Source organism: Bacillus sp. ZY-1-1 (assembly GCF_003047165.1).
GTDB classification, from domain to species: domain Bacteria; phylum Bacillota; class Bacilli; order Bacillales; family Bacillaceae; genus Bacillus; species Bacillus velezensis.
This window is the reverse complement of sequence record NZ_CP027061.1, coordinates 234,273-260,220: the sequence shown is the minus strand read 5'-3', so window position 1 is coordinate 260,220 and position 25,948 is coordinate 234,273. Positions and strand designations below refer to the sequence as shown.

At 47.9% G+C, this 25,948-nt stretch carries 27 protein-coding genes; 15 read left to right on the top strand and 12 right to left on the bottom strand.

The window, feature by feature from the left end; genetic code table 11:
* Positions 1-13: 13 nt before the first annotated feature.
* Positions 14-1,201 (bottom strand): class I SAM-dependent rRNA methyltransferase, encoded by a 1,188-nt coding sequence (locus C5I45_RS01285; protein WP_107994184.1) that lies wholly within the window; start codon positions 1,199-1,201, stop codon positions 14-16.
* A 94-nt stretch (positions 1,202-1,295) separates the two neighbouring features.
* On the opposite strand from C5I45_RS01285, the gene C5I45_RS01280 reads away from it, so the two are divergent.
* Positions 1,296-1,679 (top strand): glyoxalase GlxA, encoded by a 384-nt coding sequence (locus C5I45_RS01280; protein ID WP_003150894.1) that lies wholly within the window; start codon positions 1,296-1,298, stop codon positions 1,677-1,679.
* A 28-nt stretch (positions 1,680-1,707) separates the two neighbouring features.
* Here C5I45_RS01280 and celB (C5I45_RS01275) read toward each other — a convergent pair whose 3' ends face one another.
* Positions 1,708-3,042: a PTS cellobiose transporter subunit IIC gene (gene celB / locus C5I45_RS01275; protein ID WP_024085953.1), complete on the bottom strand. Its 1,335-nt coding sequence runs from the start codon at positions 3,040-3,042 to the stop codon at positions 1,708-1,710.
* A gap of 161 nt (positions 3,043-3,203) precedes the next feature.
* Between celB (C5I45_RS01275) and C5I45_RS01270 the strand changes: the two genes are divergently transcribed.
* Positions 3,204-4,949: a S8 family peptidase gene (locus C5I45_RS01270; RefSeq protein ID WP_025853643.1), complete on the top strand. Its 1,746-nt coding sequence runs from the start codon at positions 3,204-3,206 to the stop codon at positions 4,947-4,949.
* Positions 4,950-5,006: 57 nt separating this feature from the next.
* Here the strand turns inward: C5I45_RS01270 and C5I45_RS01265 are convergent, their stop codons facing one another.
* From C5I45_RS01265 to C5I45_RS01255, 3 genes are all read right to left on the bottom strand, one after another.
* Complete coding sequence (locus C5I45_RS01265; protein ID WP_003150888.1) at positions 5,007-5,867, bottom strand: glycosyltransferase family 8 protein; 861 nt, start codon at positions 5,865-5,867, stop codon at positions 5,007-5,009.
* Positions 5,868-6,126: 259 nt separating this feature from the next.
* Positions 6,127-6,759: a GTP pyrophosphokinase YwaC gene (locus tag C5I45_RS01260; protein ID WP_003150885.1), complete on the bottom strand. Its 633-nt coding sequence runs from the start codon at positions 6,757-6,759 to the stop codon at positions 6,127-6,129.
* 131 nt (positions 6,760-6,890) lie between these two features.
* Positions 6,891-7,826 carry a 1,4-dihydroxy-2-naphthoate polyprenyltransferase gene (locus tag C5I45_RS01255; protein WP_003150884.1) on the bottom strand — a complete coding sequence of 312 codons (936 nt, stop codon included), beginning with the start codon at positions 7,824-7,826 and terminating at the stop codon, positions 6,891-6,893.
* A gap of 443 nt (positions 7,827-8,269) precedes the next feature.
* On the opposite strand from C5I45_RS01255, the gene C5I45_RS01240 reads away from it, so the two are divergent.
* The 6 genes from C5I45_RS01240 to C5I45_RS01215 all read left to right on the top strand — a co-directional run bounded on the left by C5I45_RS01240 (position 8,270) and on the right by C5I45_RS01215 (position 13,831).
* The gene (locus C5I45_RS01240) at positions 8,270-8,419 is read left to right on the top strand and encodes a teichoic acid D-Ala incorporation-associated protein DltX (protein ID WP_003150882.1); all 150 of its coding nucleotides are present in this window, start codon (positions 8,270-8,272) and stop codon (positions 8,417-8,419) included.
* Positions 8,420-8,434: 15 nt separating this feature from the next.
* Positions 8,435-9,946 (top strand): D-alanine--poly(phosphoribitol) ligase subunit DltA, encoded by a 1,512-nt coding sequence (dltA, locus tag C5I45_RS01235; RefSeq protein ID WP_003150879.1) that lies wholly within the window; start codon positions 8,435-8,437, stop codon positions 9,944-9,946.
* Positions 9,943-11,124: a D-alanyl-lipoteichoic acid biosynthesis protein DltB gene (gene dltB, locus C5I45_RS01230; protein ID WP_003150877.1), complete on the top strand. Its 1,182-nt coding sequence runs from the start codon at positions 9,943-9,945 to the stop codon at positions 11,122-11,124. The genes dltA and dltB overlap by 4 nt, the downstream gene beginning before the upstream one ends.
* Before the next feature lie 16 nt (positions 11,125-11,140).
* On the top strand, positions 11,141-11,377 hold the full coding sequence (gene dltC, locus C5I45_RS01225; RefSeq protein ID WP_003150875.1) for a D-alanine--poly(phosphoribitol) ligase subunit 2: 237 nt from the start codon (positions 11,141-11,143) through the stop codon (positions 11,375-11,377).
* A complete protein-coding gene (gene dltD / locus C5I45_RS01220; protein ID WP_014306076.1) occupies positions 11,378-12,556 on the top strand; it encodes a D-alanyl-lipoteichoic acid biosynthesis protein DltD in 1,179 nt (392 codons plus the stop codon).
* Positions 12,557-12,739: 183 nt separating this feature from the next.
* Complete coding sequence (locus C5I45_RS01215) at positions 12,740-13,831, top strand: branched-chain amino acid aminotransferase (protein ID WP_032857213.1); 1,092 nt, start codon at positions 12,740-12,742, stop codon at positions 13,829-13,831.
* A 41-nt stretch (positions 13,832-13,872) separates the two neighbouring features.
* On the opposite strand, the gene licH is transcribed toward C5I45_RS01215, so the two are convergent.
* The 7 genes from licH to C5I45_RS01185 form a co-directional block, all read right to left on the bottom strand.
* The gene (licH, locus tag C5I45_RS01210) at positions 13,873-15,201 is read right to left on the bottom strand and encodes a 6-phospho-beta-glucosidase LicH (RefSeq protein ID WP_014419213.1); all 1,329 of its coding nucleotides are present in this window, start codon (positions 15,199-15,201) and stop codon (positions 13,873-13,875) included.
* On the bottom strand, positions 15,198-15,530 hold the full coding sequence (gene licA, locus C5I45_RS01205) for a PTS lichenan transporter subunit IIA (RefSeq protein ID WP_003150867.1): 333 nt from the start codon (positions 15,528-15,530) through the stop codon (positions 15,198-15,200). The genes licH and licA overlap by 4 nt, the downstream gene beginning before the upstream one ends.
* Before the next feature lie 18 nt (positions 15,531-15,548).
* Positions 15,549-16,907: a PTS cellobiose transporter subunit IIC gene (celB, locus tag C5I45_RS01200; protein WP_032857195.1), complete on the bottom strand. Its 1,359-nt coding sequence runs from the start codon at positions 16,905-16,907 to the stop codon at positions 15,549-15,551.
* Positions 16,908-16,922: 15 nt separating this feature from the next.
* The gene (gene licB, locus C5I45_RS01195) at positions 16,923-17,231 is read right to left on the bottom strand and encodes a PTS lichenan transporter subunit IIB (RefSeq protein ID WP_003150863.1); all 309 of its coding nucleotides are present in this window, start codon (positions 17,229-17,231) and stop codon (positions 16,923-16,925) included.
* A gap of 98 nt (positions 17,232-17,329) precedes the next feature.
* Complete coding sequence (gene licR, locus C5I45_RS01190; RefSeq protein WP_107994182.1) at positions 17,330-19,285, bottom strand: transcriptional regulator LicR; 1,956 nt, start codon at positions 19,283-19,285, stop codon at positions 17,330-17,332.
* A gap of 146 nt (positions 19,286-19,431) precedes the next feature.
* The gene (locus tag C5I45_RS20050) at positions 19,432-19,566 is read right to left on the bottom strand and encodes a hypothetical protein (RefSeq protein WP_369719122.1); all 135 of its coding nucleotides are present in this window, start codon (positions 19,564-19,566) and stop codon (positions 19,432-19,434) included.
* Positions 19,567-19,617: 51 nt separating this feature from the next.
* Complete coding sequence (locus C5I45_RS01185) at positions 19,618-20,208, bottom strand: DNA-3-methyladenine glycosylase (RefSeq protein WP_003150858.1); 591 nt, start codon at positions 20,206-20,208, stop codon at positions 19,618-19,620.
* A 241-nt stretch (positions 20,209-20,449) separates the two neighbouring features.
* Between C5I45_RS01185 and C5I45_RS01175 the strand changes: the two genes are divergently transcribed.
* From C5I45_RS01175 to C5I45_RS01145, 7 genes are all read left to right on the top strand, one after another.
* Positions 20,450-21,448: a FecCD family ABC transporter permease gene (locus C5I45_RS01175; protein ID WP_046341504.1), complete on the top strand. Its 999-nt coding sequence runs from the start codon at positions 20,450-20,452 to the stop codon at positions 21,446-21,448.
* Positions 21,449-22,462, top strand: a complete 1,014-nt coding sequence (locus tag C5I45_RS01170) for a FecCD family ABC transporter permease (protein WP_107994181.1) — start codon at positions 21,449-21,451, stop codon at positions 22,460-22,462. It abuts the gene before it with no gap.
* 16 nt (positions 22,463-22,478) lie between these two features.
* Positions 22,479-23,375: an ABC transporter substrate-binding protein gene (locus tag C5I45_RS01165; RefSeq protein WP_014306080.1), complete on the top strand. Its 897-nt coding sequence runs from the start codon at positions 22,479-22,481 to the stop codon at positions 23,373-23,375.
* Positions 23,376-23,478: 103 nt separating this feature from the next.
* Positions 23,479-23,829 (top strand): ArsR/SmtB family transcription factor, encoded by a 351-nt coding sequence (locus C5I45_RS01160; RefSeq protein ID WP_014306081.1) that lies wholly within the window; start codon positions 23,479-23,481, stop codon positions 23,827-23,829.
* 13 nt (positions 23,830-23,842) lie between these two features.
* Positions 23,843-25,141, top strand: a complete 1,299-nt coding sequence (locus C5I45_RS01155; protein ID WP_025853650.1) for an arsenical efflux pump membrane protein ArsB — start codon at positions 23,843-23,845, stop codon at positions 25,139-25,141.
* Between the two features lie 153 nt (positions 25,142-25,294).
* Entirely contained in the window at positions 25,295-25,606 is a 312-nt protein-coding gene (locus tag C5I45_RS01150) for a PTS sugar transporter subunit IIB (protein WP_015387522.1), read from the top strand.
* 14 nt (positions 25,607-25,620) lie between these two features.
* A complete protein-coding gene (locus C5I45_RS01145; RefSeq protein WP_014306083.1) occupies positions 25,621-25,938 on the top strand; it encodes a PTS lactose/cellobiose transporter subunit IIA in 318 nt (105 codons plus the stop codon).
* The last annotated feature ends 10 nt before the right edge of the window (positions 25,939-25,948 follow it).

Here is a 25,948-nt window from a genome sequence, read left to right as displayed (position 1 = left end):
ATAAATGATCATCCTATTTTTTCCGCAAGAAAACAACCTTCAAATAGTTCCCTTCTTTAAACGCGGGAATCGTTTTGAAATCTTCCGGAAGCGTGTATTCTTCCAAAATGTCGTAACGCTCATTTGTTTCTTTAAAGGCGGTCTCTATAAAACCTTTAAATTTCTTCATATTGAAGGCGCTGCTGTTTGTCGAAGCGACGATGATGCCGTTTTTTGCGGTGATGGCGATCGTTTCCTTCAGCAGGTTTTTATAATCTTTCGCCGCGCTGAACGTCCGTTTTTTTGTGCGGGCGAAAGAAGGCGGATCAAGGATGATGAGGTCAAACGCCAGCCCTTTTTTCTCCGCATAGCCGAAGTATTTGAAAACATCCATGACTTTAATGTCATGCGCCTCATAATCAATTCCGTTGGCGCTGAACTGTTCAATCGTTTTTGCGAGACTGCGGTTGGCGACATCGACGCTTGTCGTTTTCTCAGCTCCGCCAAGCGCCGCCGCAACGGAAAATGCCCCCGTATAAGAGAACGTATTCAGCACCCGTCTGCCGTTTGCATACTTGTCCCGAATCGCTTTGCGTACATGACGCTGGTCTAAGAAAATGCCCGTCATCGCCCCGTCGTTTAAATCCACCGCGTACCGTATGCCGTTTTCTTGAACAATGACCGGAAAATCTCCTCTTTCGCCTTTGACAAAATCGTCGTCTTCCACGTATTTCCCGGCAGTATCGAATCGTTTCTTTTCATAGATCGCTTTATAAGAAAGCTCCAGTCCGTCAATCGCCTCAATCATGCTGTCCTTATAAGCGTAAATGCCTTTACTGTACCATTGAATCAGAAGATAACCGTCATAAAAGTCAATCGTGACGCCGCCGATGCCGTCGCCCTCACCGTTGAAAAGCCGGAACGCCGTCGTATCGGGCGCGTTAAACAGATGGGCTCTTGCTTCAGCCGCTTTTTTCAGCTTGTCCAGAAAGAAACGTCCGTCGATCCGTTCATCTCTCGCGCGGGACAGCACCCAGCCGACTCCTTTATTCTGCAAACCGTAATAGCCTTTTCCGATAAACTCACCCTTCTCGGATGTCACATCAAAAAGATCGCCCTCTGTTAAATGAGCCGAGCTTCCGGACAGAGCGTCTTTTTCAATCAGGGGGAATCCTTTTTTCAGCTTTCCGGCAAATGTATCTTTCACTGTAAGTAGCTTCATTGTGCATTCCTCTTTCGTTTTGCTTTCTCTTATCGTACCATAAAACATGATCAACACCGCATTGTCCCGAAAAATTCAAAACAGGGGGAAAACCATGACAGCCAAAAGAATCGACCATACAGGCATTATGGTCAAAGATATTGAAACATCCATCGCCTTTTACCAAGACGTTCTCGGTATGCAGTTAAAGGATCGTATCACTCATACGAACGGCATTATTGAACTTGCCTTTCTCGGCTTTCAAGAAGGGCCGGAGACAGAAATTGAGCTGATCCAGGGCTACAGCAGCGAGCTTCCCGCAGAAGGAAAAGTGCACCATGTCGCTTTATTGACTGAAGATATCGCGGCGGAGTTCACGCATGCGAAGCGTCAGGGCGCCGTATTCATTGATGAAGAAATCACGACGCTTCCGAACGGATACCGCTACTTTTACATTGAAGGACCTGACGGCGAATGGATCGAATTTTTCCAGCGTTAAAAAAACGGGCGAAAGCGCCCGTTTTTTTTTATGTTTCTTCTGTGACGTTTTGTTCCGCCGCCCGTTCCTCTCTCCATTTTTGAAGATCCCAAATTCGGAAAAACGGATAATAAATGATAAATGTAATCAGGAGATTGATCAGCTGCATGACCGAACCGGAGATTTTCCCGCCCGTCGCCAAATAACCGGAAATCAGCGGCGGCATCGTCCACGGTACGGCGATTCCCGCCGGTTTTGCCACCATCCCCGTACTCATCCCGATGTACGTCGCCGTAATGGTCAAGAGCGGCGCGATGATAAAGGGCACGATTAACAGCGGATTCATGACGAGCGGCATCCCGAAAATAATCGGTTCGTTAATGTTAAAAATCGCGGGCCCGATGCCGAGACGGCCGAGCTGTTTCATCTGTTTGCTTCTGGAGCGCACAAGCATGGTCAGCACAAGGGCAAGCGTCGCTCCGCTTCCGCCGACATTAATCCATATTTGAAAGAACTGTGTCGTAAAAATGCTCGGCAGCGCTTCTCCCGCCTGAAAAGCCAAACGGTTGGCGTCCATCGCCCCGTACCAGATCGGCGACATGACGCCGCCGATAATGGACGCGCCGTGTATGCCGCACGACCAAAGCAGCATTTGCACGAATTCGGCGATAAGACTTCCGCCGAGACTCCCGCCCAAAATAGACAGCGGGGTGCCCAGCAAATCGCCTACGACATTGTGGAGACTTTTAAAAGGAGTTATTTCAATAAACAGACGGGCCAGCCATACAAGCGTAATAACAATGAAACCGGGGATGAGCGCAACGAACGATTTGCTGACCGCAGGCGGCACTCCGTCAGGCATCTTAATGACGATATTTCTTTGTATAATAAACCGGTACACTTCCGTAGACAGCATTGCAATGATCATCGCGACAAACAGACCTTTGCTTCCGAGCAGCGAAATCGGTATGCCGCCTCCCACCATAATCTCTGTTGACGAGCCGTCAGGGATAAACGGAATCTGATACGGCGTCGCCAATAAAAAGGCGGCAAGGGCAATGGCTCCCGACGACAGGGCATCCACCTCATAGCTTTCCGCAAGCCGGTAAGCAATCCCAAAGGCGGCGACAAGCGCCATAATGTCAAAGGACGCATTCACGGGATACCCGAGTTTTTCAACCCAATTTTCACCGAAAAGACCAGCCATAAAATCGGCATAACCGGGAATCGGAAGACTCGTCAGAATCAGAAAAACCGATCCGATGATGATAAGCGGCATAGTCAAAATAATGCCGTCCCGCAAAGCTCTTAAGTGCCTTTGGCCGGCGACTTTTCCGGCGACAGGCATGATTTTTTCTTCCATGACCCGATTGAACGTACTCATTTATCAAAAACCCCCTTTTTGAGTTCATTGCGCAGATGTCTTAAAGCATTTTCTCCATCATATTTTGGAAACGCTTACATTTGCATACAGAAATTTTCCTTATCCCTCAGGAAAAAAAGAATTCCGCACTGCCGATATATAAAGAAAAAGGGGGAATCGCAATGTATCACACCCTGAAACCGATAATGGCCGCGGCCATGTGCATCAGCCTGTTCTCCGCCGCGGCGCCCGCGCACGCCGAGACGCATGACCGGGACGTTATCGTGGTGTACAAAAATCAAAACGGCAAGGAATCCGCCATAGACAGCGGAGCGGATGTGGAACAGACCTATCAGCATCTTCCGGCAGTCGCCGTGTCAGCCGATTCGCAAACGGTGAAAGACCTGAAACAGGACCCTGACATCTTATATGTAGAAGAGAATGTATCCTTTCAGGCAGCAGGCGGTTCTGATATCCGCCCGTTATCAGCTGCCCAAAGCAGCAGTTACGCGCTGCCGCAATGGGATATCGAACCGACTCAGGTTAAGCAGGCGTGGAAAGAAGGCTTGACGGGAAAAAAGGTGAAAGTGGCTGTCATTGACAGCGGCATTTACCCTCATGATGATCTCTCCATTGCCGGAGGCTATTCCGCAGTCAGCTATACTTCCTCATACAAAGATGACAACGGACACGGGACGCATGTCGCCGGAATCATTGCGGCCAAACATGACGGATACGGCATCGACGGCATCGCGCCGGATGTCCGGTTATATGCGGTTAAAGCATTAGACAGAAAAGGAGCGGGAGATCTCAAAAGCCTTCTTAAAGCGATCGACTGGTCGATCGCCAATAAAATGGACATCATCAATATGAGCCTCGGGACAAACGCAGACAGCAAAAGTCTTCACGACGCCGTTGACAAAGCTTACAAAAAAGGAATCGTGATCGTTGCCGCCGCAGGAAACGACGGCAATAAAAAACCCGTCAATTATCCGGGCGCCTACAGCAGCGTAACGGCAGTCTCAGCGTCAACTGAAAAAAACGGGCTCGCAGCTTTTTCCACGACCGGAAAACAAATTGAGTTTGCCGCACCCGGCACTAATATTACGAGCACGTATCTGAATCAAATGTACGCCACAGCTGACGGCACATCTCAAGCCGCGCCGCACGTCACCGGCATGTTCGCGCTGCTCAGGCAGAAATATCCGGAGGAAACAAATACACAGCTCCGGCAGCAGATGCAGCAAAACGTCAAAGATCTGGGCGCTCCCGGACGTGACAGCCGATTCGGGTACGGACTGGCGCAATATCACACAAAACAAAAGGGCTTTGCCGAACGGGCCGTAATAAAAGCGGAAAAGACGAAAAAGCAGGCAGATATCAATGAAGCAAAAACGGCAGTCAGCAAACTGTCCAAGTCAAAGGGAAAAACCGCTCTCGAGGCGCGGATCAATAAAGTTCAGACGGCAAGAAATGTGACGGACGCAAGAGACAAAGTCCGGACTGCCGAAAAACAAAAGAAAAAAACCGCCGTCAATGCCGCACAAAGCGCCATCCGCAAATTACCGGCCGGTTCAGAGAAAAAAGGGCTGCAAAAGCGGCTGAACGCTGTCAACTCAAGCCTTTTGAGAACTGCTGAGGCCAGCGTCAAGCAGGCGGAAAAAAAGACTTCTGAGGCCAACACCGCAAAAGCCCAAAAAGCAGTCAGCGAAATCCAGCCGGGAAAAGAAAAAACCGCTCTGGAAAAACGGCTTGGCCGGATAAAAGATAAACTCAACCGGCAGCAGGCAAGGGACAAAGTAAAAACGGCGGAAAAAACCAAGACGAAAAAAGCAAAATCAGCGGCGCAAACGGCAGTCAGCCGATTGAAGCCGTCTGCCGAAAAGACCAGCCTGCAAAAACGCGTGCGTGCGATTCGGGTGAAATAATAAAAAAAACGCTTGTGAGCCGGTCAACGGCTTCACAAGCGTTTTCATCACACCTGCCTATTGGTTCATGGCCGGGCGGTCAATCGTGTTCCATTTCGTAAAGGACATATATCGGAAATAATGATCACGATACGGGTGCGAGGTGCCTGTATTCCAAGGCTTGTCCCCGCCGCAGAAATGGACGATGGCCGGTTCGGCACGTGTTTCTCTGTAACGTATACGGTCGATCAGTTCAGGAGGCGTTTTCTCATTCATGATAATATGCGTCTGCGCGTTCCAGCGCGGATGCAGTTCATGCCATTGATCATATAAGATCGCGTTAAGCGCGTCCTGATCATGAAACACGAGAAAATCCTCCGAGCTGTTATCATTGATAAAATCAATCACTTTTTTGGAAATATTCTGTTTTCTCCAAGGTTCGAAATCTATAATCATAATACCGGAATTAAAATACTTGGCAGTGTCGCTGATATTCATTTTTTTCAGTCTTTCATGCTGTCCGGCATCTTCTACCGCCGCAACTATTGCCGGGGAAATATCCAAGTCCCATAAAACCGAAATATCTTCCATCACAATTGCATCGCAATCGATGTAAATCATCCGCTTTACGGACTCATCCTTAATTAAATCAGGGATAGAAATGCGGTAATAAGCCGCTTTTGTAATATGGCTGCTTTCGACTGCATGCTTGTATTGATCAGCGTCTACTTCTAAAAATTCAAGCGGCGTCCCGAATGACATCGCAGTCTGTTCAAGCTTGTCCTTGTTTTCGGCAGTAATTCCGCCGTCGATCACATATAATTTGGCATTCCTTGTTTTATCCATATTCATCAATAAAGAAGCGAACATCCCACCCAAATGACGAGCATAATTATCATCGGCACATGATACGATATGCATTGTTTCATTCTTTCCCACTGATATTCATCTCCCTTTTTGTTGTACAAATGTCTTTCCCTTTTTTTAAAAAGTAAACCTCAATCTTACACATTTTTTCTGCGGGAATGTGCTGTTTGCGATTTGATATCTATTGCATTCTCTATTCAAATTCAATCAGGATTTCAGCCTGAATCATCGTCAGAATACATCGCGCGGGAAAGCGAAAACACCTAAACATAAAAACAACCAGCCGGACTGCACATAAAAGCGGTCCGGCTGTTTGTGATGGGTCAATCGTTTAATCGACTTCTTTCTTAATCCCAAGCATCTTTTCGTCTAAATAATGGGCGATGTCCGCCGCTTCCTTCAGCTCGTCGGTCAGATGCTTTGGGACTTCGTTATTTAATTTGTAATAAATTTTATGTTCAAGGCTCGCCCAAAAATCCATGGCGATGGTGCGGATTTGAATTTCCGCCTTCACATATTCCACACGATTCGTCAAATAAACGGGAATTTCAATAATCAAATGCAGGCTGCGGTAGCCGTTCGGCTTCGGGTTTTTGATATAATCCTTCACCTTTACGATCTTCAGGTCCTTATGCTGCTTCAGAACCTCAGCGACATTATAAATATCGGAAATAAAGGAACAGATAATCCTGACACCCGCGATATCATGAATATGCTCTTTCATTTCCTGCGTCGTCACATCGCAGCCTTTGCGCATCAGTTTATTAACGATGCTTTCAAAACTTTTCACGCGTGATTTTGTATGCTCGATCGGGTTATGCCCGTGAATCAGATTATATTCCTGGCTGATGATAGAAAACTTCGTATCCAGCTCATCTAAAGCGAATTTATAAACTAATAATTCATTTTTCCAATCTTCCATGACCGTTTTCAAATCATCCATATGGGCTGTTGACAAGTCCATTTTTTTCATCTCCTTGCTTTGCTGTCCATATATGAGACGGGTCAGTCCGCGGTCAGGTTCTTTACAATATCGTGAAGATTATGTCATAAAAAAAAGCAAATGCCGGTTATAGCATTTGCCCTTTCATTTGATCAGCGGAAATAACTGATCAGGAGTCCGATTGAAAGCAGGAATCCGAAGAATGTATTGGTTTGCGCCGTTGATTTCATCGCAATAATCATGTTCATCGGCATTTCGTTTTTCACAAAGCCTTTCACGGCCTGAACGGGTTTCGGCACGCTCAAAAAGACCAGGAACAGCCACGGGCTTGTGTAACCCATGATGACAAGACCGACGATCCAGATGTAAGCGATGGCAAAAGATGCCGCCAGTATCATAACGGCCCCTCTATGCCCCATCAAAATGGCCAGCGTTTTACGTCCGCCTTTTTTATCTTCCTCAATATCACGGATATTGTTGGACAGGTTAATCGCTCCGACCAGGATGGCGATCGGGATGGAAATCAAAATGCTCTGTTCATTAATTCTGCCTGTCTGAATGAAAAAAGAAATAAGGACAAATACAGAGCCCATGCAAATGCCGGAGAACAGTTCCCCGAACGGTGTATACGCAATCGGCAGCGGGCCGCCCGTATACAGATAGCCGATCAGCATGCCGGCAAGGCCGATAGCCGCAAGCCACCAGCTGCTGCTCATGCAGATATAAACACCGAGCACGAGAGCAATCGCATAAGAGCCGAGCGCCAGCTGCAGAATTGTTTTCGGCTTCATGCCGTGGCGGACGATCGCTCCGCCGATACCGACGGAATCCTCCGTATCTAAACCGCGTTTAAAATCGTAATATTCATTGAATAAGTTCGTGGCGATCTGGATCCAAAGGCAGGAAAACAGCATGGCCAAAAACAGCAGGAAATCAACCTTTACGTAAAACATCGCCAATACGGTGCCGAGAAGTACGGGCACAAACGATGCCGTCAATGTATGAGGGCGGGTTAGCTGCCACAAAATGCGGCCCATGCTTTCTTTCTCGGGCGTCTTTTGGCTGCCCCCCATATTGTTTTGATTCATTTTCCTCTTCCTTTCTATTAAAAGGCTTTCACAGTCAGCCGATAACAGTAGTGTTGAATTGGGGTTTTCACGTTTTCTGCTACCTTATCTATCATAATAATTTCTTCCTCATTTCACAAGATGCGGCGCTTTATCAGCTATCCTGCCGGAAACGGCTTTTCGCCCTTCTCCATTGGGGTTCGGCACAAGCCTGCTTAAGAAAAAGCTGCCAAAATTTTTTTACCTCGTTTAAATTTACGATAAGTTAAAAATCCCGCCTGAACAGCGCCTTTTTAGTATGATCATTTGCCAATTTATACATGCGTGTTTTCCATCCTTTTGTTTCTCATTCATTTTTAAGGAAATTTTAAGCTTAGGATATTAGACATATTTTGAAACTTTTTGTTAATCTAATCGTCATATACTGGTGTAATTATTGAATACGCGGGGAAGGAATTTTGAATATGATGCAAAAATTAAAACGTGCTTATGAAAATACATTGATCAAATGGACGTTTCATACGGGCTTTTATTTTCTGATATTAGTATTGCTCTTTTGGATGTATGGATTTCATACAGCGAATACCGGCACTTATATTTACAACGATTTCTAATCGGGGAGGATAACTATGAAACTACTTGATGCTATAAAAACATACGCAGACGCCAAGCCGCAGGCCGAAGCGTTTCGTTCCTTAGATCATTCCCTCACTTACGGGGAATTATGGGATTTGTCGGAGCGGGTTGCGTCCGGCATTCAAAAACATACAGCTGACGGTTCGAAAGCGCCTGTCCTGGTTTACGGACATATGGAGCCGAATATGATCGTTTCTTTCTTGGGAAGCGTCAAAGCGGGCCGCCCTTACATCCCTGTCGATGTTTCCATTCCGGCGGAGCGGATCGTCAAAATCATTGAAAGCTCAGGCGCAGAGCTGCTTATCAGCGTATCGGGCGATGCAGTCGATACGGGAAGCAATCTGATTAAAACCGTTACGCCCGAAGAGCTTGCAGCTGACGGAGATGCAGACCTCAGCCGTGAGAACTGGGTAAAAGAGCTGGATACGTTTTACATTATTTACACGTCCGGCAGCACGGGAAATCCGAAGGGCGTGCAGATATCGGCTGATAACCTGCAAAGCTTCACTGACTGGATCTGCAGGGATTTTCCTGTGGGCGGGGGTAAGACATTCTTAAACCAAGCTCCGTTTTCTTTTGATTTATCTGTCATGGACATTTTCCCGTCGCTTCAAACGGGAGGTACGCTGCACTGCGTAACGAAAGACAAAATCAATAAACCGAAAGTACTATTTGAAGAGCTGGAGAAATCCAAACTGAACGTCTGGACATCGACGCCGTCTTTCGTCCAAATGTGTCTGATGGATCCCGGCTTTACGCAGGAGCTCCTGCCTGAGGCAGAAGTATTTATGTTTTGCGGAGAAGCGCTTCCGGCTGCTGTGGCACAGGAACTGTTAAACCGTTTTCCGAAGGCCCGCGTATTCAATACATACGGCCCGACTGAAACAACGGTTGCCGTCACCTCCGTTGAAATTACGCAGCAGATTATCGATGAAAATGAATCTCTGCCCGTCGGTTTTGCAAAACCCGATATGAATATCTTCATCATGGATGAAAACGGGAATAAGCTTCCGGACGGAGAAAAAGGGGAAATCATCATCGCCGGCCCGAGCGTGAGCAAAGGCTATCTCGGTGAACCGTCTCTGACGGAAAAAGCGTTTTTCTCAATTGACGGCCAGTGGGCATATCACACGGGTGATGCCGGTTATGTTCAGGATGGTCAGATTTTCTGCCAAGGACGCCTTGATTTCCAGATTAAGCTTCACGGCTACCGCATGGAGCTGGAGGAAATCGAAGTACATGTAAGGCAGTCTCAATATGTGCAGACGGCGGTTGTCATCCCGTATCAGCCTAACGGACCAGTCGAATATTTAATTGCCGCCATCGTGCCTGAAAAACATGATTTTGAAAAAGAATTCCAGCTGACAAGCGCCATTAAAAAAGAACTGGCCGCTTCGCTTCCGGCCTACATGATTCCGAGAAAATTCATTTATCAGGATCACATTCAAATGACTGCGAACGGAAAAATCGACCGTAAACGCATTGGCGAAGAGGTTCTTGTATGACGCCTTACAGCTCGTTTTTCTTCTTTATCTTACTTGGAATCCTTCTTTTGCCGACGATTATTTTAGGGCTGAACGGCAAGAGATTCCAAGGATACAACATGTTTATATCCATCATCGTATTGGCTTTGATTTTCGCGCATGATCTGCACGGCGTGATCGCACTATGTATCTTTACGCTGTGGCAGGTGCTTTTAATCAGGGGTTATCTCGCTTACAGACTGAAAGCCAACAGCGGCTTTGTCTTCAGTATGGCCGTGATCGCGTCCATTTTACCCCTGTTTTTATCTAAATTATGGCCGTTTTTCTTCCCGCCGGCGCCTCATCATCCGGTTCATAACCTGATCAGTTTCTTAGGAATTTCTTATTTGACATTTAAAGGCGTCCAGCTGATCATGGAAACGAGAGACGGACTGATTAAAGAAAAAATGCCGCTTCACCGCCTTTTGTACTTTATTATGTTTTTCCCGACCATTTCTTCCGGTCCGATCGACAGATACCGCAGATTTGCCAAGGACGAACAGAAAGTATGGACAAAGGGAGAATACGCTGATTTACTGTATACCGGCATTCATAAAATTTTTATCGGTTTCTTGTACAAATTCATTATCGGATATGCGATTAACACGTATTTCATTATGAATCTGTCTCATATCACCCACAGCAAACTGTGGGGTAATGTGCTGTACATGTACGGATACAGCTTGTACCTGTTTTTTGATTTTGCGGGTTACACGATGTTTGCCGTCGGTGTAAGCTATATCATGGGTATCAAATCTCCGGAAAACTTTAATAAGCCGTTTATCAGCAAAAACATTAAAGACTTCTGGAACCGCTGGCACATGTCCTTATCCTTCTGGTTCAGAGACTACGTATTTATGCGCTTTGTATTCTGGATGACAAAGAAAAAATGGATAAAGAACCGGATGGCCGTCTCGAACATCGGGTATTTCCTGCTGTTCATGCTGATGGGCGTCTGGCACGGACTCGCCCTGCAATATATTATATACGGCCTTTACCACGCCGTATTAATGACCGGGTATAACTTTTTTGAGAAATGGAATAAGAAATACAAGTGGCTGCCCGCCAATCGTTTTACGGCCTTTTTAGCCATCGTCATCACATTCCATTTCGTATGTTTCGGATTTTATATTTTCTCAGGAAAACCATTTCATCACTAAAGGAGATTGAAAACACATGGAATTTAAACAGGAAGTATTAGACGTATTAGCTGAAGTTTGTCAGGAGGACGCTGTGAAAGAAAATCCTGATATTGAAATCTTTGAAGAAGGACTGCTTGATTCTTTCGGAACTGTAGAACTGCTTGTCGCCATCGAAAACCGCTTCGGCATTACAGTGCCGATCACTGAATTTGACCGTGACGAGTGGAATACGCCAAACAACATTGTAAACAAACTGACTGAGTTGAAGTAAATGAAAAAGCGTTTCTTTGGACCAATTATTTTAGCGTTTGTCCTGTTTGTCGGAGCTATCGCAGTTCCGGCTTCATGGCTTACGCGCTTCATTCCTGAAAAACGTGTCGAAGAGTCGGCAGCGGCCTTAAATCCGAATATGTTCCAGGGCCTCTATCTGCAAAACAAAATGTTCGAAGACTCGAAGTATATGCCGATTTTCGGTTCTTCCGAGCTTTCAAGACTGGATGAGTTTCACCCCTCCAACTATTTCCAAGTGAACAACCAAGGCTTTACGCCTTATCTTGTCGGAAAAGGCGGGGACCAATCCTTGATACACGCCGTGAACTTTGCGGCGCATTATCAGCAGCTGAAGGGCAAAAAGCTGGTATTCATTGTTTCTCCGCAATGGTTTATCAAAAAAGGTTCTGATGAACAGCACTTTGCGCCGAATTTTTCATCACTTCAGGCATTGGATTTAGCATTTAATAACCAGATTGATCCCGCGGTCAAAAAGAACATGATGAAGCGCATGCTCCGTTTTAAAGTTGTTCAGCATGATGCCGTCCTTTCTGAATTATACAAGGGAATGGTCAACGGACAATCATGGAAAGTGAAAGCGGTCATGCCGGCTGCCAAAGCTTATTATTCTCTGCTTGAGAAAAAAGATCTTTATTATTCAATGGGAGAAACCAAGGGCCCTGAACGGACGATCTCTGAAAACCTGAAAGGGAAATCGTGGTCAGAGTTAAAAACAGCCGCCGCTCAATTAGGAGAACGGAGCTCCACGTCCAATCCTTTCTATATCGATGACGCTTCTTATAAAAAGATTAAGAAGAAAGTAAAGAGAGTGAAAGGAATCAACAAAGGAAGAACGTACGCCAAATCAGTCGAATACCACGACTTTGAGGATATGCTGGACATTCTGAAAGATGCCGGCGCTGAACCGATGTTCGTAGTTATTCCGGTCAACGGAAAATGGTATGACTACACCGGCTTCCCGAAAAAAGGCCGGACTGATTACTACAAAAAAGTCACTAAGCAAATTAAAGCGAAGGGCTTTCAGGTTGCCGACTTATCCGGGCACGAATATGATCCGTACTTTATGAAAGACACCATCCATATCGCCTGGAAGGGCTGGGTGTACGTCGATAAAGCAATGGAGCAGTTTTACAAAACCGGCAAGGTGACGGTTCACTGAGCACGACGATGACAGAATATGTAAAAACGAACACGCAGGGGGCATTCTCTCCCCTGCTTTTTATGTGATTTGATTTTTTCACAAATTTGAGGAAAACTATTGCGAATATTTGTTGAAGGTATACAATAGAATATAAATTATTTTCAAATAAGTTTGACAATAACACCAATAGGGAGACAGAACATTATGAAACAAGACATTCGTGTTGAATTGACTTCAGCCAAAAAACCGAAACCGGACCCCCATAACCTTGCGTTCGGCAGAATTTTCACCGACCATATGTTTGTTATGGATTACGACGCCGATCAAGGCTGGTATGATCCGAGAATTATCCCTTATCAGTCCATCTCAATGGATCCTGCGGCCATGGTTTATCATTACGGCCAAACCGTTTTTGAAGGGCTTAAAGCGTATGTAACGAAGGATCAGGAAGTGCTTCTGTTCAGACCGGAGAAAAATATGGAGCGCCTGAACCAGTCAAATGACCGCCTTTGCATCCCGCTCATTGATGAAGAGCTTGTTCTTGAAGGCCTGAAACAGCTCGTAGCCATCGACCAAGACTGGATTCCGAAAGCGGAAGGCACTTCCCTTTATATCCGTCCGTTTATTATTGCGACTGAGCCTTTCCTCGGTGTAGCGGCATCCCATACGTACAAGCTGTTTATCATTCTTTCCCCGGTCGGCTCTTATTACAAAGAAGGCATTAAACCGGTAAAAATCGCCGTGGAAAACGAATTCGTGCGCGCCGTCAAAGGCGGCACCGGAAATGCGAAAACCGCCGGCAACTACGCATCAAGCCTGAAAGCGCAGCAGGTTGCGGAAGAGAAGGGATTTTCCCAGGTTTTATGGCTTGACGGCATTGAGAAAAAATACATCGAAGAAGTCGGCAGCATGAACATCTTCTTCAAAATCAGCGGCGAAATCGTGACGCCGGAGCTGAACGGAAGCATTCTTGAAGGAATTACGAGAAATTCCGTCATCACCCTTCTCAAACATTGGGGACTGACTGTGTCTGAGCGGAAGATTTCGATCGATGAAATCATCCAGGCGCATCGTGACGGCCGATTGGAAGAAACATTCGGAACCGGTACGGCGGCGGTCATTTCTCCGGTCGGCGAACTGATCTGGAATGATGAAAGTCTTGTCATCGGCAGCGGTGAAACCGGAGAGATCTCGAAGAAATTGTACGATACCATTACAGGCATTCAAAAAGGCGCGGAAGCCGACGTGTTCGGCTGGACGACGAAAGTCGCCTCACTAAGCGAATCAAAATAAGCAAAAAACCCGGAAGCAAATCCGGGTTTTTTTTATTGCTCTTATGCTTCAATCGACTTAAAGAAATGGGGCAGATGTTCTTTGTGAGCCTCAAGCATTTCATCCAGAATGGCCTTTGCCACGGAGTCTGACGGGACAAGAGGGTTGATCGTCATCGCAAGAAGCGCCGTTTGATAATCTCCCGTGACGGCTGCTTCAGCGGCGACGCGCTCAAATGATTTGATTTGCTGGACGAGTCCGCGGACAGACACCGGCAGATCACCGACGGCGATCGGTTTCGGACCGTCTTTCGTCATGACGCAGTTCACTTCGACCGCTGAGTCATTCGGAATGCTGGCGATCGCGCCGTTGTTTATCGTATTGACGGGCTGGATATCATGTTTGTCGTTATAGATGGAGCTGATCAGGTTGCAGGCCGCGTCACTGTAGTACGCTCCGCCCCGTTTTTCCAGCTGCGGCGGTTTGATGGCGAGATTCGGATCTTTGTACAGTTCGAACAGTTCTTTCTCAACCTTCTGCACGACCTCGGCGCGTGTGCCCTCCGTCTGTGAAGCTTCTATTTCATGCTCGAGCATTTCTTTCGTTTTGAAATAATAGCGGTGGTAGCCGCAAGGAATCAGATCGAGCGCCTTCAGGAATTCAGGCTCCCATTCCGCTCCGGAAATGTTTTTCATCGTCATGGCGTTTTTCGGGTCTCCCATGGCTTCAATGACTTGATCTTTCACGCTGACGCCGTCTAAGAAAACATCTAACCCGAAGACCATATGATTCAGTCCGGCAAATTGCACTTCGATCCGGCTGACATCCACATCCAATGCTTTTGCGACGCCCATTTTAATGCCGATCGGCACATTGCAGAGGCCGACGACTTTTGTGAGATTCGAGTAGCGGAGCAAGGCCTCGGTAACCATGCCGGCAGGGTTTGTGAAATTCACAAGCCACGCATTCGGACAAAGCTCTTCGATGTCTTTCGCGATTTCCAGAATAACCGGGATGGTGCGCAGCCCTTTGAATAAACCGCCCGGACCGTTTGTCTCCTGGCCGATTACGCCGTATTTTAACGGAATCCGTTCGTCTTTGGCGCGGGCCTCAAGGAGACCGACGCGGAATTGAGTCGTTACGAAATCCGCATCCTTCAAGGCTTCTCTCCGGTCAAGCGTCAGGTGAATCTCTATCGGAACACCCGCTTTTTCGACCATGCGTTTTGCAAGCGTGCCGACGATATTGAGTTTTTTCTCGCCTTCGGGAATGTCGACGAGCCATAATTCTCTGACAGGCAGTTCCTCATAGCGCTTAATGATGCCTTCCACAAGCTCCGGTGTATAGCTTGAACCTCCGCCGATCGTTACAATTTTAATTCCTTTTGTCATATTTTTGCTCCCCCTTGCAGACTCACTTTTTCGTAAATCTCGACTAACTCAGCGGCCAAGTCTTTCACGGTCATGGCATTCATTAAATGATCCTGCGCATGCACCATTAAAAGCGTCATGTCTGTTTTTTCTCCGCCGGCTTCATTTTGGATCAATTCTGTCTGGTAATGATGGGCTTCGGTCAGTTCCCTTGCGGCTTCCTGAAGCTTTTCCTCGGCCATGGCTCTGTCCCCCCGCTTTGCGGCGGCAATGGCTTCCATTGATGCGCTTCTGCCGTTGCCGCCATGCAGGATGATCTGAAAAATGGTCTGTTCCATTTTTTCATTCATGTGTTTCACTCCCTTTCTCTACAGCACGGCTTTTTCGTCTCCCTGTACGGCTGGCGCCTGCGATTGTTCAAGTTCGTTTTCTTCTTTCAGCTTTTGCGAATCCCACATTCTGAAGAACGGATAGTACACGATAAAGGCTGTGATGATATTAATCGCCTGCATGACAGCCCCTGATATTTTTCCGCCCGTGGCAAGATAGCCGGAGAAAATCGGCGGCATCGTCCATGGGACGGCAATGCCGGCAGGTTTGGCGACGAGGCCTGTGCTCATGCCGATATAGGTAAAGACCAGTGTGACAAGCGGTGTGATGATGAACGGAATGAGAAGCATCGGGTTCATGACGATCGGCATTCCGAAAATAATCGGCTCATTAATATTAAAGACAGCCGGCCCGATGGCGAGTTTCCCAAGCTGCTTCATCTGCTTGCTTCGCGAACGGAGAAACATGGTGACCACGAGCGCCAGTGTCGCGCCGCTTCCGCCGATGTTGATCCAGATTTCAAAGAACTGCTGGGTGAAAATATTCGGCAGCGCATCGCCTGCCTGAAACGCAACCCGGTTGGCATCCATCGCTCCGAACCAGATCGGCGCCATGACGCCGCCGACAATGTTCGCCCCATGTAATCCGCACGCCCACAAGAGCATTTGAACCGCTTCGGCTACCAGGCTTCCGCCGAGACTTCCCCCAAGAATCGAGAGCGGCGTCCCCAGTACAACGCTTACAATGTTATGAAGGCTTTCAAACGGCGTCGCTTCGACAATTAAACGCGCACCCCAGATCAGAAAGATGACGGCAAAGCCGGGAATTAAAGCGACAAATGATTTGCTGACCGCCGGAGGCACGCCGTCCGGCATTTTGAAGACGAAATTCCGCTGGATGATCAGGCGGTAAATTTCCGTCGACAGCATGGCGATGATCATCGCGACAAACAGCCCTTTGCTTCCCATGAGAGACAGCGGGATGCCGCCGCCCACCATGATTTCCTCTTTTGCGCCGGAAGGCAGAAACGGAACTTTGTACGGCGTTGCCAAGAGAAACGCCGCCAAAGATATCGCACCGGCCGATAATGCGTCCACCCCGTATTTTTCGGCCAGGCGGTAGGCGATTCCGAAAGCGGCGACAAGGCCCATGATTTCAAAGGTCGCATCAACCGGATATTGCAGTTTTTGAGACCAGGCGCTTCCGAACGTATTTGCCATGAAATCCGCATATCCCGGAATCGGCAGGTTGCCGATGATCAGAAAAAATGAACCGATGATGATAAGCGGCATGGTGAGGATGATTCCGTCACGCAATGCTTGCAGATGCCGCTGGGAGGCAATTTTTCCGGCAATGGGCATGACTTTCTCTTCTAAAAACTGGTTCACCTTATTCACACGGCCCGCCCCTTTCTACGATGCGTTTCCGAGCTGTTCCGCTGATTTCAGAACCTCCGCTCCGTTGCAAGTGCCGTAATGGACGGTATTGATGACTTCAACCGGCACTCCTTTTGATTCACCCAATTTTTTCAGCTGCGGAAGCAAATAACGGACTTGAGGCCCAAGCAGCAATACGTCCGCTTTATCAATATGCTGGTTGACTGAATCGCCTGACACCGCCCAGATTTTATATTCTTTTCCTTGTTCCTGCGCGCTTTTTTCCATCTTGGTGACGAGTAAGCTTGTTGACATCCCTGCTGCACAAACGAGTAATATATTCATGTAAAAGACCTCCTGAAAGTTTGATATTTTGTATGTCTCGATGTTAGTAACATCATATTATGAAATCGCTTTCATAACTACTCAGGCTTTTTCCGCTGCTAACGGAAAAAAGGTGTATCCCGGTCTTTCTCTGATCGTTTGTCTCTGAATACTCGTAAAACCTCCTGATAGGTTGTGCATTTTAAGAGACGGCTTACCGCGGCCGGATCATCCAACATGCCGCCGAGCCATTTGTACATATGCTGGAGGTCGGCTTTGCTTTCTTTCTCGACGCAGAGCAGGCAGACAAATTGGACACGCTTATCCGCCCAGTCAATCGGCTTCTTCAGCGTGCATACCGCCCAAAACGTCGTGTCTGTCTGCGGAACGAGCGGGTGCGGAATCGCCGTAAGATTGCCGAAACTCGTAGGAGAAATCGCTTCCCTTTCAAAAATAGAATCGGTCAGAGAATCAGAAGCGAGGCCGGCTTCTGCAACCTGCTGTCCGAGAAAACGGATGACGTCCTCCTTCGTCTCCAGATCCTGCTGCAAAAATACCAGCTCCGGTTTCAGAAAGTTCAATTGTTCCCGATTTTCTTCCAGCATGGCGTCGATTTTTGTAAAATCCCCGCCGCCCAGCAGCGTATGAACCTTCAATACGGGAACGGGCAGGTCTTTTTTGATCGGCACTGTGCTGACCACAAAATCAATCGACTCAAAGGAAAGCTGGTCAAGGCTGCAGTAATCAGCCGTTCCGACGATTTCAAGACGTTTTGCGAACCGGGAACGGAGCTTTTCTCTTAAAAGCTGCGCGCTGCCGGCGCCGGACGCACAGACAATCAGACAGCGTTTAGGCGGCCGTTCCGTCTTTCTCCTTTCAATAGCGGCTCCGAAATGAAGCGCCAAATACCCGATCTCATTTTCATGAATATCAATGCCGGTTTGCTCCTTGATCACGATTCCCGCAATCACTCCCGCTTCAAATGCGAGCGGATAATTCTCCTTTATGGCGGAGAGCATCGGGTTTCTCAGATTCATTCCGTACCGGTTTCGGTTAATCGCCGGCTTGATATGGAGCGCAAGACCCGCTTTCAGCTCATTGTCGTCCGTGATTCCGAGCTTCAGCTCCCGCTCAATGGCTTCAATCATGGCCTCCGTCAAACGGCTGGTTTCCCCGTCTATCAGCCTTGTAAGCTCTTTTCCTTCCATTTGTGACTGGGTCATGCGCTTTGTCCCGAGCAGGTGAATGGCGATATAGGCGGTTTCCTGTTCGGGAAAGGTGACCGAAAGCGCAGATTCAAGCTCTTTTACGATGGCTTCCGCTGACTGATATTCTGTTTCGAGCTTAATATCATGAAGATCTTCCGGAATGAGAGATACATAGTTTTCTGTCCGGATTCGTTTGCAGGCAATGGCGATATGGATGATGAGATTGTTCAGGCCGAAGAAAGAAAGCGGGATCTTATGGTTTCGAACCTGCTTCATAATGGCTGTGCGGATCACATGAATGTCGTCTTTCGGCAGAATACCGGCCTTTTCACTCAGGAGATCAGGCTCGGGCTCGCGGTCGTCCACTAAGTATTCCGCCATACAATAACGGAGGCGGAGCTCTTCGCCGCGCAGCTTAAAGCCGTAGTTCGGCCTTGTTTCCAAAATGATGTCATAGGGGCGGAGCCGTTTTTTGACTTCTTTTAAATCAGATTGAAGTGTGGATTTACTGATGAACAGTTCTTCCGCCAAGTCATCCAGCTTGAGGTAGCCGTCGGCCAGAAGCATTCTTTTCATCAGGTAATCTATCCGTTCATCGGGAAAAATCGGCACGGTGCTGTTCTGCTGGAAATTGTCCTGAAGCCAGTTTTTAAACGGCTGCTCATTCCGGATCAGCAGCTTATAGCCGCTCCCTCTGACAGATTGAATGGATGCGCCGTGTTTTTCTACAATGGTTTGCAGTTCCTTTATGTCATTGCGGACCGTCCGCGTCGTTACCTTTACCTTTGCAGCGATGACTGAGCTTGTAACCGGTGTTTCAGCAGCTAAAAGCAAGCGCAGAAGTTCACGAAGCCGCCCATGAAGCATGAGAAAAACCTCCTATCAGATCAGATGCAGATGTGAAAAATGGGCAAAAAGAATGAGGAAGGGGTAAATGTATGTAAATTCTATACTGGGGAGGATTTCAAGTCAATGCGGCAATCCGATGCCAAGACCGTAAAAAAACAGCCGGATCAGCCGGCTGTTCGGGATGCGGACATGCGGTTCCGCTTAGATGCCTTCCGTTCTTTTATGATTTTTCTGATAATCGGATAGATGACGGGCGCCCATTTGATAATCGTTTTGAAAAATTTTTTCAATGTCTGAATCCCCTTTCTTTTACCTTGTCTTTCCCCTGTTATCAGCGTTTATAAACATGGTCAGCGTGAGACATACCGGTTCCCCGTCACCCAATAGCGCCACGGATAATCCCGGGCTTCTCCGCTGTTGTCAATCCCGATTCTCGGGCCTGTTGATATATGTTCAGGCGTAAAGCCCTCCGTAATATACAGCGGCGGTTCCGTGATCATGCCGCCGTAGTCGTTCATTGAAATGCCCATCGCCTTCGTCAGTTTTCCCGGGCCGTTTGTCCACTCTCTCGGGGGTCTGCCCGGTCTCCTGCTCTCCATCAGGAACTGTCCTTCATGAGGCTCCGCCGCCCTGATTAACACGGCCTGCGGAATGCCGATGTCCGCGGCGACGACGTTCATTAATGTATGAGTGTGCATGACGTATGTATAAATGCGGCCCGCCTCATGGAACATAATTTCCGTCCGTTTCGTGCGCCGGTTGCCGAAACTGTGCGCCGCCCGGTCATCCGCTCCCATATAAGCTTCCGTTTCCACGATAAAACCTGAAGCAGTTCCCTCATCCGTCTCCTTCACCAGGAGACAGCCGAGCAATAAAGGGGCAAGCTCCACTGACGGTCTCTGGTAAAATTCAATCGGCAAAGGCTTTCCTTCTCCCGCCATTTGCCTCCCTCCTTTCTGAATATAGCGATTTCCTCTTTCACGTTTTTCACTTCTTTTTTACAATATAAACATGAAAGAAAAAAGGGCATCATTGTTGAACACTCTATTGCGTTTTGAAAATCGGCCCGGTATAATATGATGGTTCAAATGAAAATGATTCTCATATTCAATAAATGCCGGACAATGATCATAAAAGTAGGTGAATTGATTTTTGAGCGATTCTGTCACGTCCGCAAGCCGTCTGATCAGCATCTTAAAAAACGGGGTTTTCTTCCTGATCGCGGTGGTCGGGCTGCTTGTTTCTATTTTTTTCGCCGTCTCATTCGGCGCGAAAGACATTACTTTACATACGGTTTGGTCGGCTGTTGCTGATTACAATCCGAACATAACGGGCCAGCAGATCATTCATGAATTGCGTCTTCCGAGAGTGCTCGGCGCGGCCGTTACAGGAGCCGCTTTTGCCGCAGCCGGCGCCCTCATGCAGGGTGTCACGAGAAATCCGCTTGCCGATTCGGGTGTCTTAGGCGTAAACGCGGGCGCCATGTTTGTTGTTGCGCTCAGCTTTGCTTTTTTCCCTCATTTGTCATACGCCCTGCTGATGGTGATGTCATTTTTGGGAGCACTGGCAAGCACCGGCTTGATTTTCTTTATCAGTGCGGCGGGAAAAGGCAGCATGACACCTTTAAAGGTGACGCTTGCCGGGGCGGTCGTGGCCGCGCTTTTACATTCACTCAGTACCGGTGTAGCGATTTATTACGATTTAAGCCAGGATTTGGCCTTCTGGTACGCCGGCGGGGTGTCGGGGATCAAGTGGGCTCATTTACAAGTCCTTGTTCCCGTGATTGCGGTCTTCATCATTCTCGCGACATTCATGGGCAGGTCCGTCACCCTTCTCTCAATGGGAAATGACGTGGCGGCGAATTTAGGGGTGAACACGGCTCTGACGCGTGCCGCGGGATTAATGATCGCCGTCGTTCTTGCCGGTGTGTCTGTTTCCGCTGCCGGCGCGATCGGCTTTGTCGGGCTGGTCATTCCTCATATCGCCCGCAAGATCGTCGGCGTTACGTACAGGCTGATTATTCCGATGTCCGCGTTGCTCGGCGCGATTCTTTTGATTTTGGCCGACTTGGCCTCACGCACGGTCAGTCCCCCGAGAGAATTGGCGATAGGCATCATGGTGGCACTTGTCGGTGTCCCTTTCTTTCTTTATATTGCCCGCAAGGAAGGGAGAGACTTATAAATGAAAGTGCAGAAAGAAACAAAAAAAGCGGCGGCGGCAGGTCTCGTTCTGCTGGTCATCGCCGTTTGCATTATTCTGATCGGGCTGCACACGGGCTCATTCCGGCTTTCTCCCCTCACCGTGGGAAAAACGCTGTTCGGTTACGGCACGTTTCAAAGCACAACCGTTTTATTCGATTACCGGCTCCCCCGGATACTGGTGACGATGCTGGCCGGTATCGGCTTAGGCGTGTCGGGCGCTATTTTGCAGGGTGTATCCCGAAATCCGCTTGCCGATCCGGGCATTCTCGGACTGCATGCCGGCGCTTCCTTCGGTTTGATGATGTATATCACATTCTTTCATTCCCTGGAGGCGCAGGCGTCGATGTTCATCCCGCTGTTTACGTTTGCGGGCGGAACACTCGCCGCCCTGCTGATCGTAGTGCTTACGTACGACAGGCTGAACGGTTTTTTAACGATCCGCATGCTGTTGGTCGGGATCGCCGTTTCCGCGGGCTTCAACGCCGTTACATTGTTTATGTCGCTGCGTCTGAATGAAGAAACTTATACCTTCGCTTCCCGCTGGCTGGTGGGAAACGTCTGGGGCAGGGATTGGATTCACGTGTGGTCGCTATTGCCCTGGATCGGCATTCTCGCACCGCTTGCATGGCTTAACGCCCGGTCTTTGAATATTTTAATGCTCGGTGACCAGGCAGCCGCGGGGCTCGGCGCACACGTGCAGAGAAAAAGGATCATGCTGATCGCCATAGCGGTCGGTTTGTCCTGCGCGAGCGTCGCGATGGCCGGCGGAATCGGCTTTATCGGCTTTGCCGCCCCTCACTTGGCAAGACGGCTCGTCGGCACCATGCATCAGCATATTATTCCGATTGCTGGATTAATCGGCCTTGTCATTCTTGTCGCGGCAGACACCATCGGCCGGTCTTTGTTTCAGCCGAACGCCATTCCGGCCGGCGTGGTTGCGGCAGCCATCGGCGCGCCGTATTTTCTCTATCTCGTCATGAAAATCAAATCATAAAACAAGGAGTATTCCCATGAAAAAAATAATTGCGCTCATCAGTTTCATGTGTATTTTCTTACTGGCTGCCTGCCAATCCGATTCATCACAGCCGGAGTCAAAAAAGAAATCCGGCGATCATAAAATCGCTTCGATGTCCATTCACCTGACAAATGATCTGCTGGCTCTCGGCGTTACACCTGCCGGTTCCGTCGTGGGCGGAGAATTAAAAGATTTTCTCCCTCATGTGAAAAATCAGCTGAAAGACACGAAAAAACTCGGACCTGCCTCAGACCCGGATATGGAAGCTTTACTTGAGCTGAATCCAGACAACATTTATCTTGATAAAGAATTTGCGGGAAAAGATGTATCAAAATACAAGAAAATCGGAAATACACACGTTTTCGACCTTGATAAAGGCACATGGCGCGATCATTTAAAAGACATCGGAAAAATCGTCAACCGTGAAAAAGAAGCGAAAACATTTATTCAAGATTACGAAGATGAAACAAAACAAGTCAGATCCATGATGAATAAGGAATTAGGGAAAAACGCCAAAGTCATGGCGATCCGCGTGAACGCAAAAGAGCTTCGCGTCTTCAGCACACGCCGCCCGATGGGACCGATTCTGTTTGACGATCTGAAGCTGAAACCGGCTGACGGCATTAAAGAAATGAACACCTCCCGCCCTTATGAAGTCATTTCTCAAGAAGTGCTGCCTGATTACAACGCAGATGCGATTTTCGTGGTCGTTAACAGAGACGACAAGTCACAGCAAGCTTATAAAGAATTGCAAAAAAGCGCTGTCTGGAAAGGGCTTAAGGCCGTGAAAGCAAACCATGTCTATAAAATTGCCGATCAGCCTTGGCTTGATTATTCGGCACTGGGAAATAAATTAGCAATGGATGAAGCGAAAAAACTGTTCCAAAAATAAACATGAGCCGGTTTTGCAAAAAGTGCAAGACCGGCTTTTTTTATATTGCCGTTTACTTATATAAACTTCTGCTTATATAATAGTGTAAAAAAGGAGTGAGCGCATGGAACGGCGGCATAATGCTTTAAGTTCCGAAGGGATCAGCCAGTGCCTCAAACTTCTAAGCGACCCGACGAGGCTTTTGATGCTGAAGCTTCTGGAGGATAAGGAATATTGTGTCTGCGAGCTGACGGCTATTTTTCATATAAGTCAGCCCGGCATCAGCCAGCACTTGCGGAAATTAAAGAACGCCGGCCTTGTGCGCGAAAGACGCGAGGGCCAGTGGCGGTACTATGCCATTCATCCGTCCGGACCGGAATACGCGCTGGTCTGCTCGATTCTCCAGCAGATAGATGAAAAGGACGAAGTTTTACAGACATTGCGGCAAAAAGAAGTCACTGTTACATGCCGGTAAGGGGGATATATTCTTGGGAGTTGCGGTTTTATCAGCGCTGATTTTTGTGCTGACACTTGTGTTTGTCATATGGCAGCCGAAACATATATCAATCGGCTGGTCTGCCTGCGGCGGAGCGGTCCTCGCTTTGATCGCCGGAGCAGTCAGCCTGCACGATATCGCGGAAGTGACGGGGATCGTCTGGAATGCGACACTCGCCTTTATCGCCATTATTATCATTTCATTAATTCTTGACAGTATCGGTTTTTTTGAGTGGGCCGCGCTGCATATGGCCATGGCGGCCAAAGGCAGCGGGCTGCGGATGTTTCTCTATGTGTCGGTCTTAGGGGCTGTTGTCTCCGCCCTGTTTGCCAATGACGGAGCGGCGCTCATTTTGACGCCGATCGTACTGGCGATGGTGCGGGCTTTGAATTTACCTGAAAAGCTGGTTTTTCCGTTTATTATCGCCGGGGGATTCATCGCCGACACCACCTCGCTTCCGCTCGTTGTAAGCAATTTGGTCAATATTGTATCCGCTGATTACTTTCATATCGGGTACATTGAATATGCATCACGCATGCTGGTGCCCAACTTTTTTTCTCTGGCGGCAAGCATTTTGGTGCTGTATCTCTATTTCAGAAAAAACATTCCGAAACGGTATGACACCGGTCTTGTGAAACATCCGGCATCCGCCATTAAGGATGAGCGCCTTTTCCGGTTATCATGGGCTGTGCTGGCCGTTTTATTGATCGGATATTTCGTCAGCGAACTGCTGTCGATACCCGTTTCCTTCGTTGCCGGCTCCATCGCGGTCATTTTTCTCATTCTGGCGCAGCGAAGCCCCGCCGTCCCTGCGAAACAAGTCATCAAGGACGCCCCGTGGGCCATCGTGTTTTTTTCTGTCGGCATGTATGTTGTCGTGTACGGCTTGCGGAATGCCGGACTGACGGATCTTCTTTCTCAGCTTATTCAGAAAGCGGCGGATCACGGATTGTTTGCGGGCACACTCGGAATGGGTTTTATCGCTGCGATCCTCTCCTCCGTTATGAATAACCTGCCGACGGTGATGATTGACGCCATAGCCATCAACGGAACGGACACTCACGGGCTGCTGAGAGAAGCATTGATTTACGCGAATGTTATCGGTTCTGACCTCGGGCCGAAAATCACGCCGATCGGGTCGCTGGCGACATTGTTATGGCTCCACGTGCTGAGCCGGAAAAACGTGAAAATTTCCTGGGGAATGTATTTCAAAACAGGTCTGATATTAACCATTCCGACGTTATTCATCACCCTGATCGGACTTTATTTATGGCTGTTATGGCTCGCTTGAGATGAAAAACCTTTTAAGTTGAATCTTAAAAGGTTTTTTTGTGTCAAAAATCCGAAAAGTAAAACTTTTATATTTTAAAAGTATAGACATTTAATTTCAAAAGATTATAATATTCATGAAAACGTTTTAACTTTATGAAAGAAGGGATTCCTCATGAAAAGAATTTTATTAGCCTGCAGCTCAGGCATGTCCACCAGCCTTCTTGTGACGAAAATGCAGAATTACGCCAGCTCCATCGGTGAGGAGGCCGAGATTTGGGCAGTCGGACAGGATAAAGCAAAAGAAGCGATGAAAGACGCAGACGTCGTACTGATCGGCCCGCAGATGAGTTTTTTAAAAGGCGAGCTTCAGAAAGAGGCGGACCCGCTTCACATCACCGTTGATGTGATTGATATGATGGCATACGGCATGGGAGACGGCAAAAAAGCATACGAACAGGCCGTTTCCTTGATAGAGAACAAATAAAGGAGGCGATAAGCATGGAAACGTACACGGATGAACAGATCAGTTTTCAGCTGATTCTTCACAGCGGCAATGCCCGCAGCTGTATTATTCAATCGATACGCGCTTATAAAGACGGCCGGCCAGATGAGTCAGACACCTTTCTGACAAAGGCTGAAGAAGAACTGGGAAAAGCGCACGACATCCATTTTCAGATGATTCAAAAAGAAGCCGGCGGCGCCAAGACGGATGTCTCCCTGCTTTTTATGCATGCTGAAGACCACTTAATGTCAGCGCTCTCAATGAAAGAGATCGTCAAAGAAATGCTCGACTTATTTCAATCAAAGAATTTATAAAAAGCCGGGG

Bases quoted from the DNA above. Each gene is read 5' to 3' on its own strand.
- C5I45_RS01150 (WP_015387522.1), top strand. From the start codon at position 25,295: ATGAAAAGAATTTTATTAGCCTGCAGCTCAGGCATGTCCACCAGCCTT.
- C5I45_RS01170 (WP_107994181.1), top strand. From the start codon at position 21,449: ATGAAAGTGCAGAAAGAAACAAAAAAAGCGGCGGCGGCAGGTCTCGTT.
- C5I45_RS01280 (WP_003150894.1), top strand. From the start codon at position 1,296: ATGACAGCCAAAAGAATCGACCATACAGGCATTATGGTCAAAGATATT.
- C5I45_RS01285 (WP_107994184.1), bottom strand. From the start codon at position 1,201: ATGAAGCTACTTACAGTGAAAGATACATTTGCCGGAAAGCTGAAAAAA.
- dltC (WP_003150875.1), top strand. From the start codon at position 11,141: ATGGAATTTAAACAGGAAGTATTAGACGTATTAGCTGAAGTTTGTCAG.
- dltD (WP_014306076.1), top strand. From the start codon at position 11,378: ATGAAAAAGCGTTTCTTTGGACCAATTATTTTAGCGTTTGTCCTGTTT.
- licR (WP_107994182.1), bottom strand. From the start codon at position 19,285: ATGCTTCATGGGCGGCTTCGTGAACTTCTGCGCTTGCTTTTAGCTGCT.
- dltA (WP_003150879.1), top strand. From the start codon at position 8,435: ATGAAACTACTTGATGCTATAAAAACATACGCAGACGCCAAGCCGCAG.
- celB (WP_024085953.1), bottom strand. From the start codon at position 3,042: ATGAGTACGTTCAATCGGGTCATGGAAGAAAAAATCATGCCTGTCGCC.
- C5I45_RS01165 (WP_014306080.1), top strand. From the start codon at position 22,479: ATGAAAAAAATAATTGCGCTCATCAGTTTCATGTGTATTTTCTTACTG.
- licH (WP_014419213.1), bottom strand. From the start codon at position 15,201: ATGACAAAAGGAATTAAAATTGTAACGATCGGCGGAGGTTCAAGCTAT.
- C5I45_RS01145 (WP_014306083.1), top strand. From the start codon at position 25,621: ATGGAAACGTACACGGATGAACAGATCAGTTTTCAGCTGATTCTTCAC.
- C5I45_RS01255 (WP_003150884.1), bottom strand. From the start codon at position 7,826: ATGAATCAAAACAATATGGGGGGCAGCCAAAAGACGCCCGAGAAAGAA.
- C5I45_RS01270 (WP_025853643.1), top strand. From the start codon at position 3,204: ATGTATCACACCCTGAAACCGATAATGGCCGCGGCCATGTGCATCAGC.
- dltB (WP_003150877.1), top strand. From the start codon at position 9,943: ATGACGCCTTACAGCTCGTTTTTCTTCTTTATCTTACTTGGAATCCTT.
- C5I45_RS01185 (WP_003150858.1), bottom strand. From the start codon at position 20,208: ATGGCGGGAGAAGGAAAGCCTTTGCCGATTGAATTTTACCAGAGACCG.
- licA (WP_003150867.1), bottom strand. From the start codon at position 15,530: ATGAATGAAAAAATGGAACAGACCATTTTTCAGATCATCCTGCATGGC.
- licB (WP_003150863.1), bottom strand. From the start codon at position 17,231: ATGAATATATTACTCGTTTGTGCAGCAGGGATGTCAACAAGCTTACTC.
- C5I45_RS01240 (WP_003150882.1), top strand. From the start codon at position 8,270: ATGATGCAAAAATTAAAACGTGCTTATGAAAATACATTGATCAAATGG.
- C5I45_RS01260 (WP_003150885.1), bottom strand. From the start codon at position 6,759: ATGGACTTGTCAACAGCCCATATGGATGATTTGAAAACGGTCATGGAA.
- C5I45_RS01160 (WP_014306081.1), top strand. From the start codon at position 23,479: ATGGAACGGCGGCATAATGCTTTAAGTTCCGAAGGGATCAGCCAGTGC.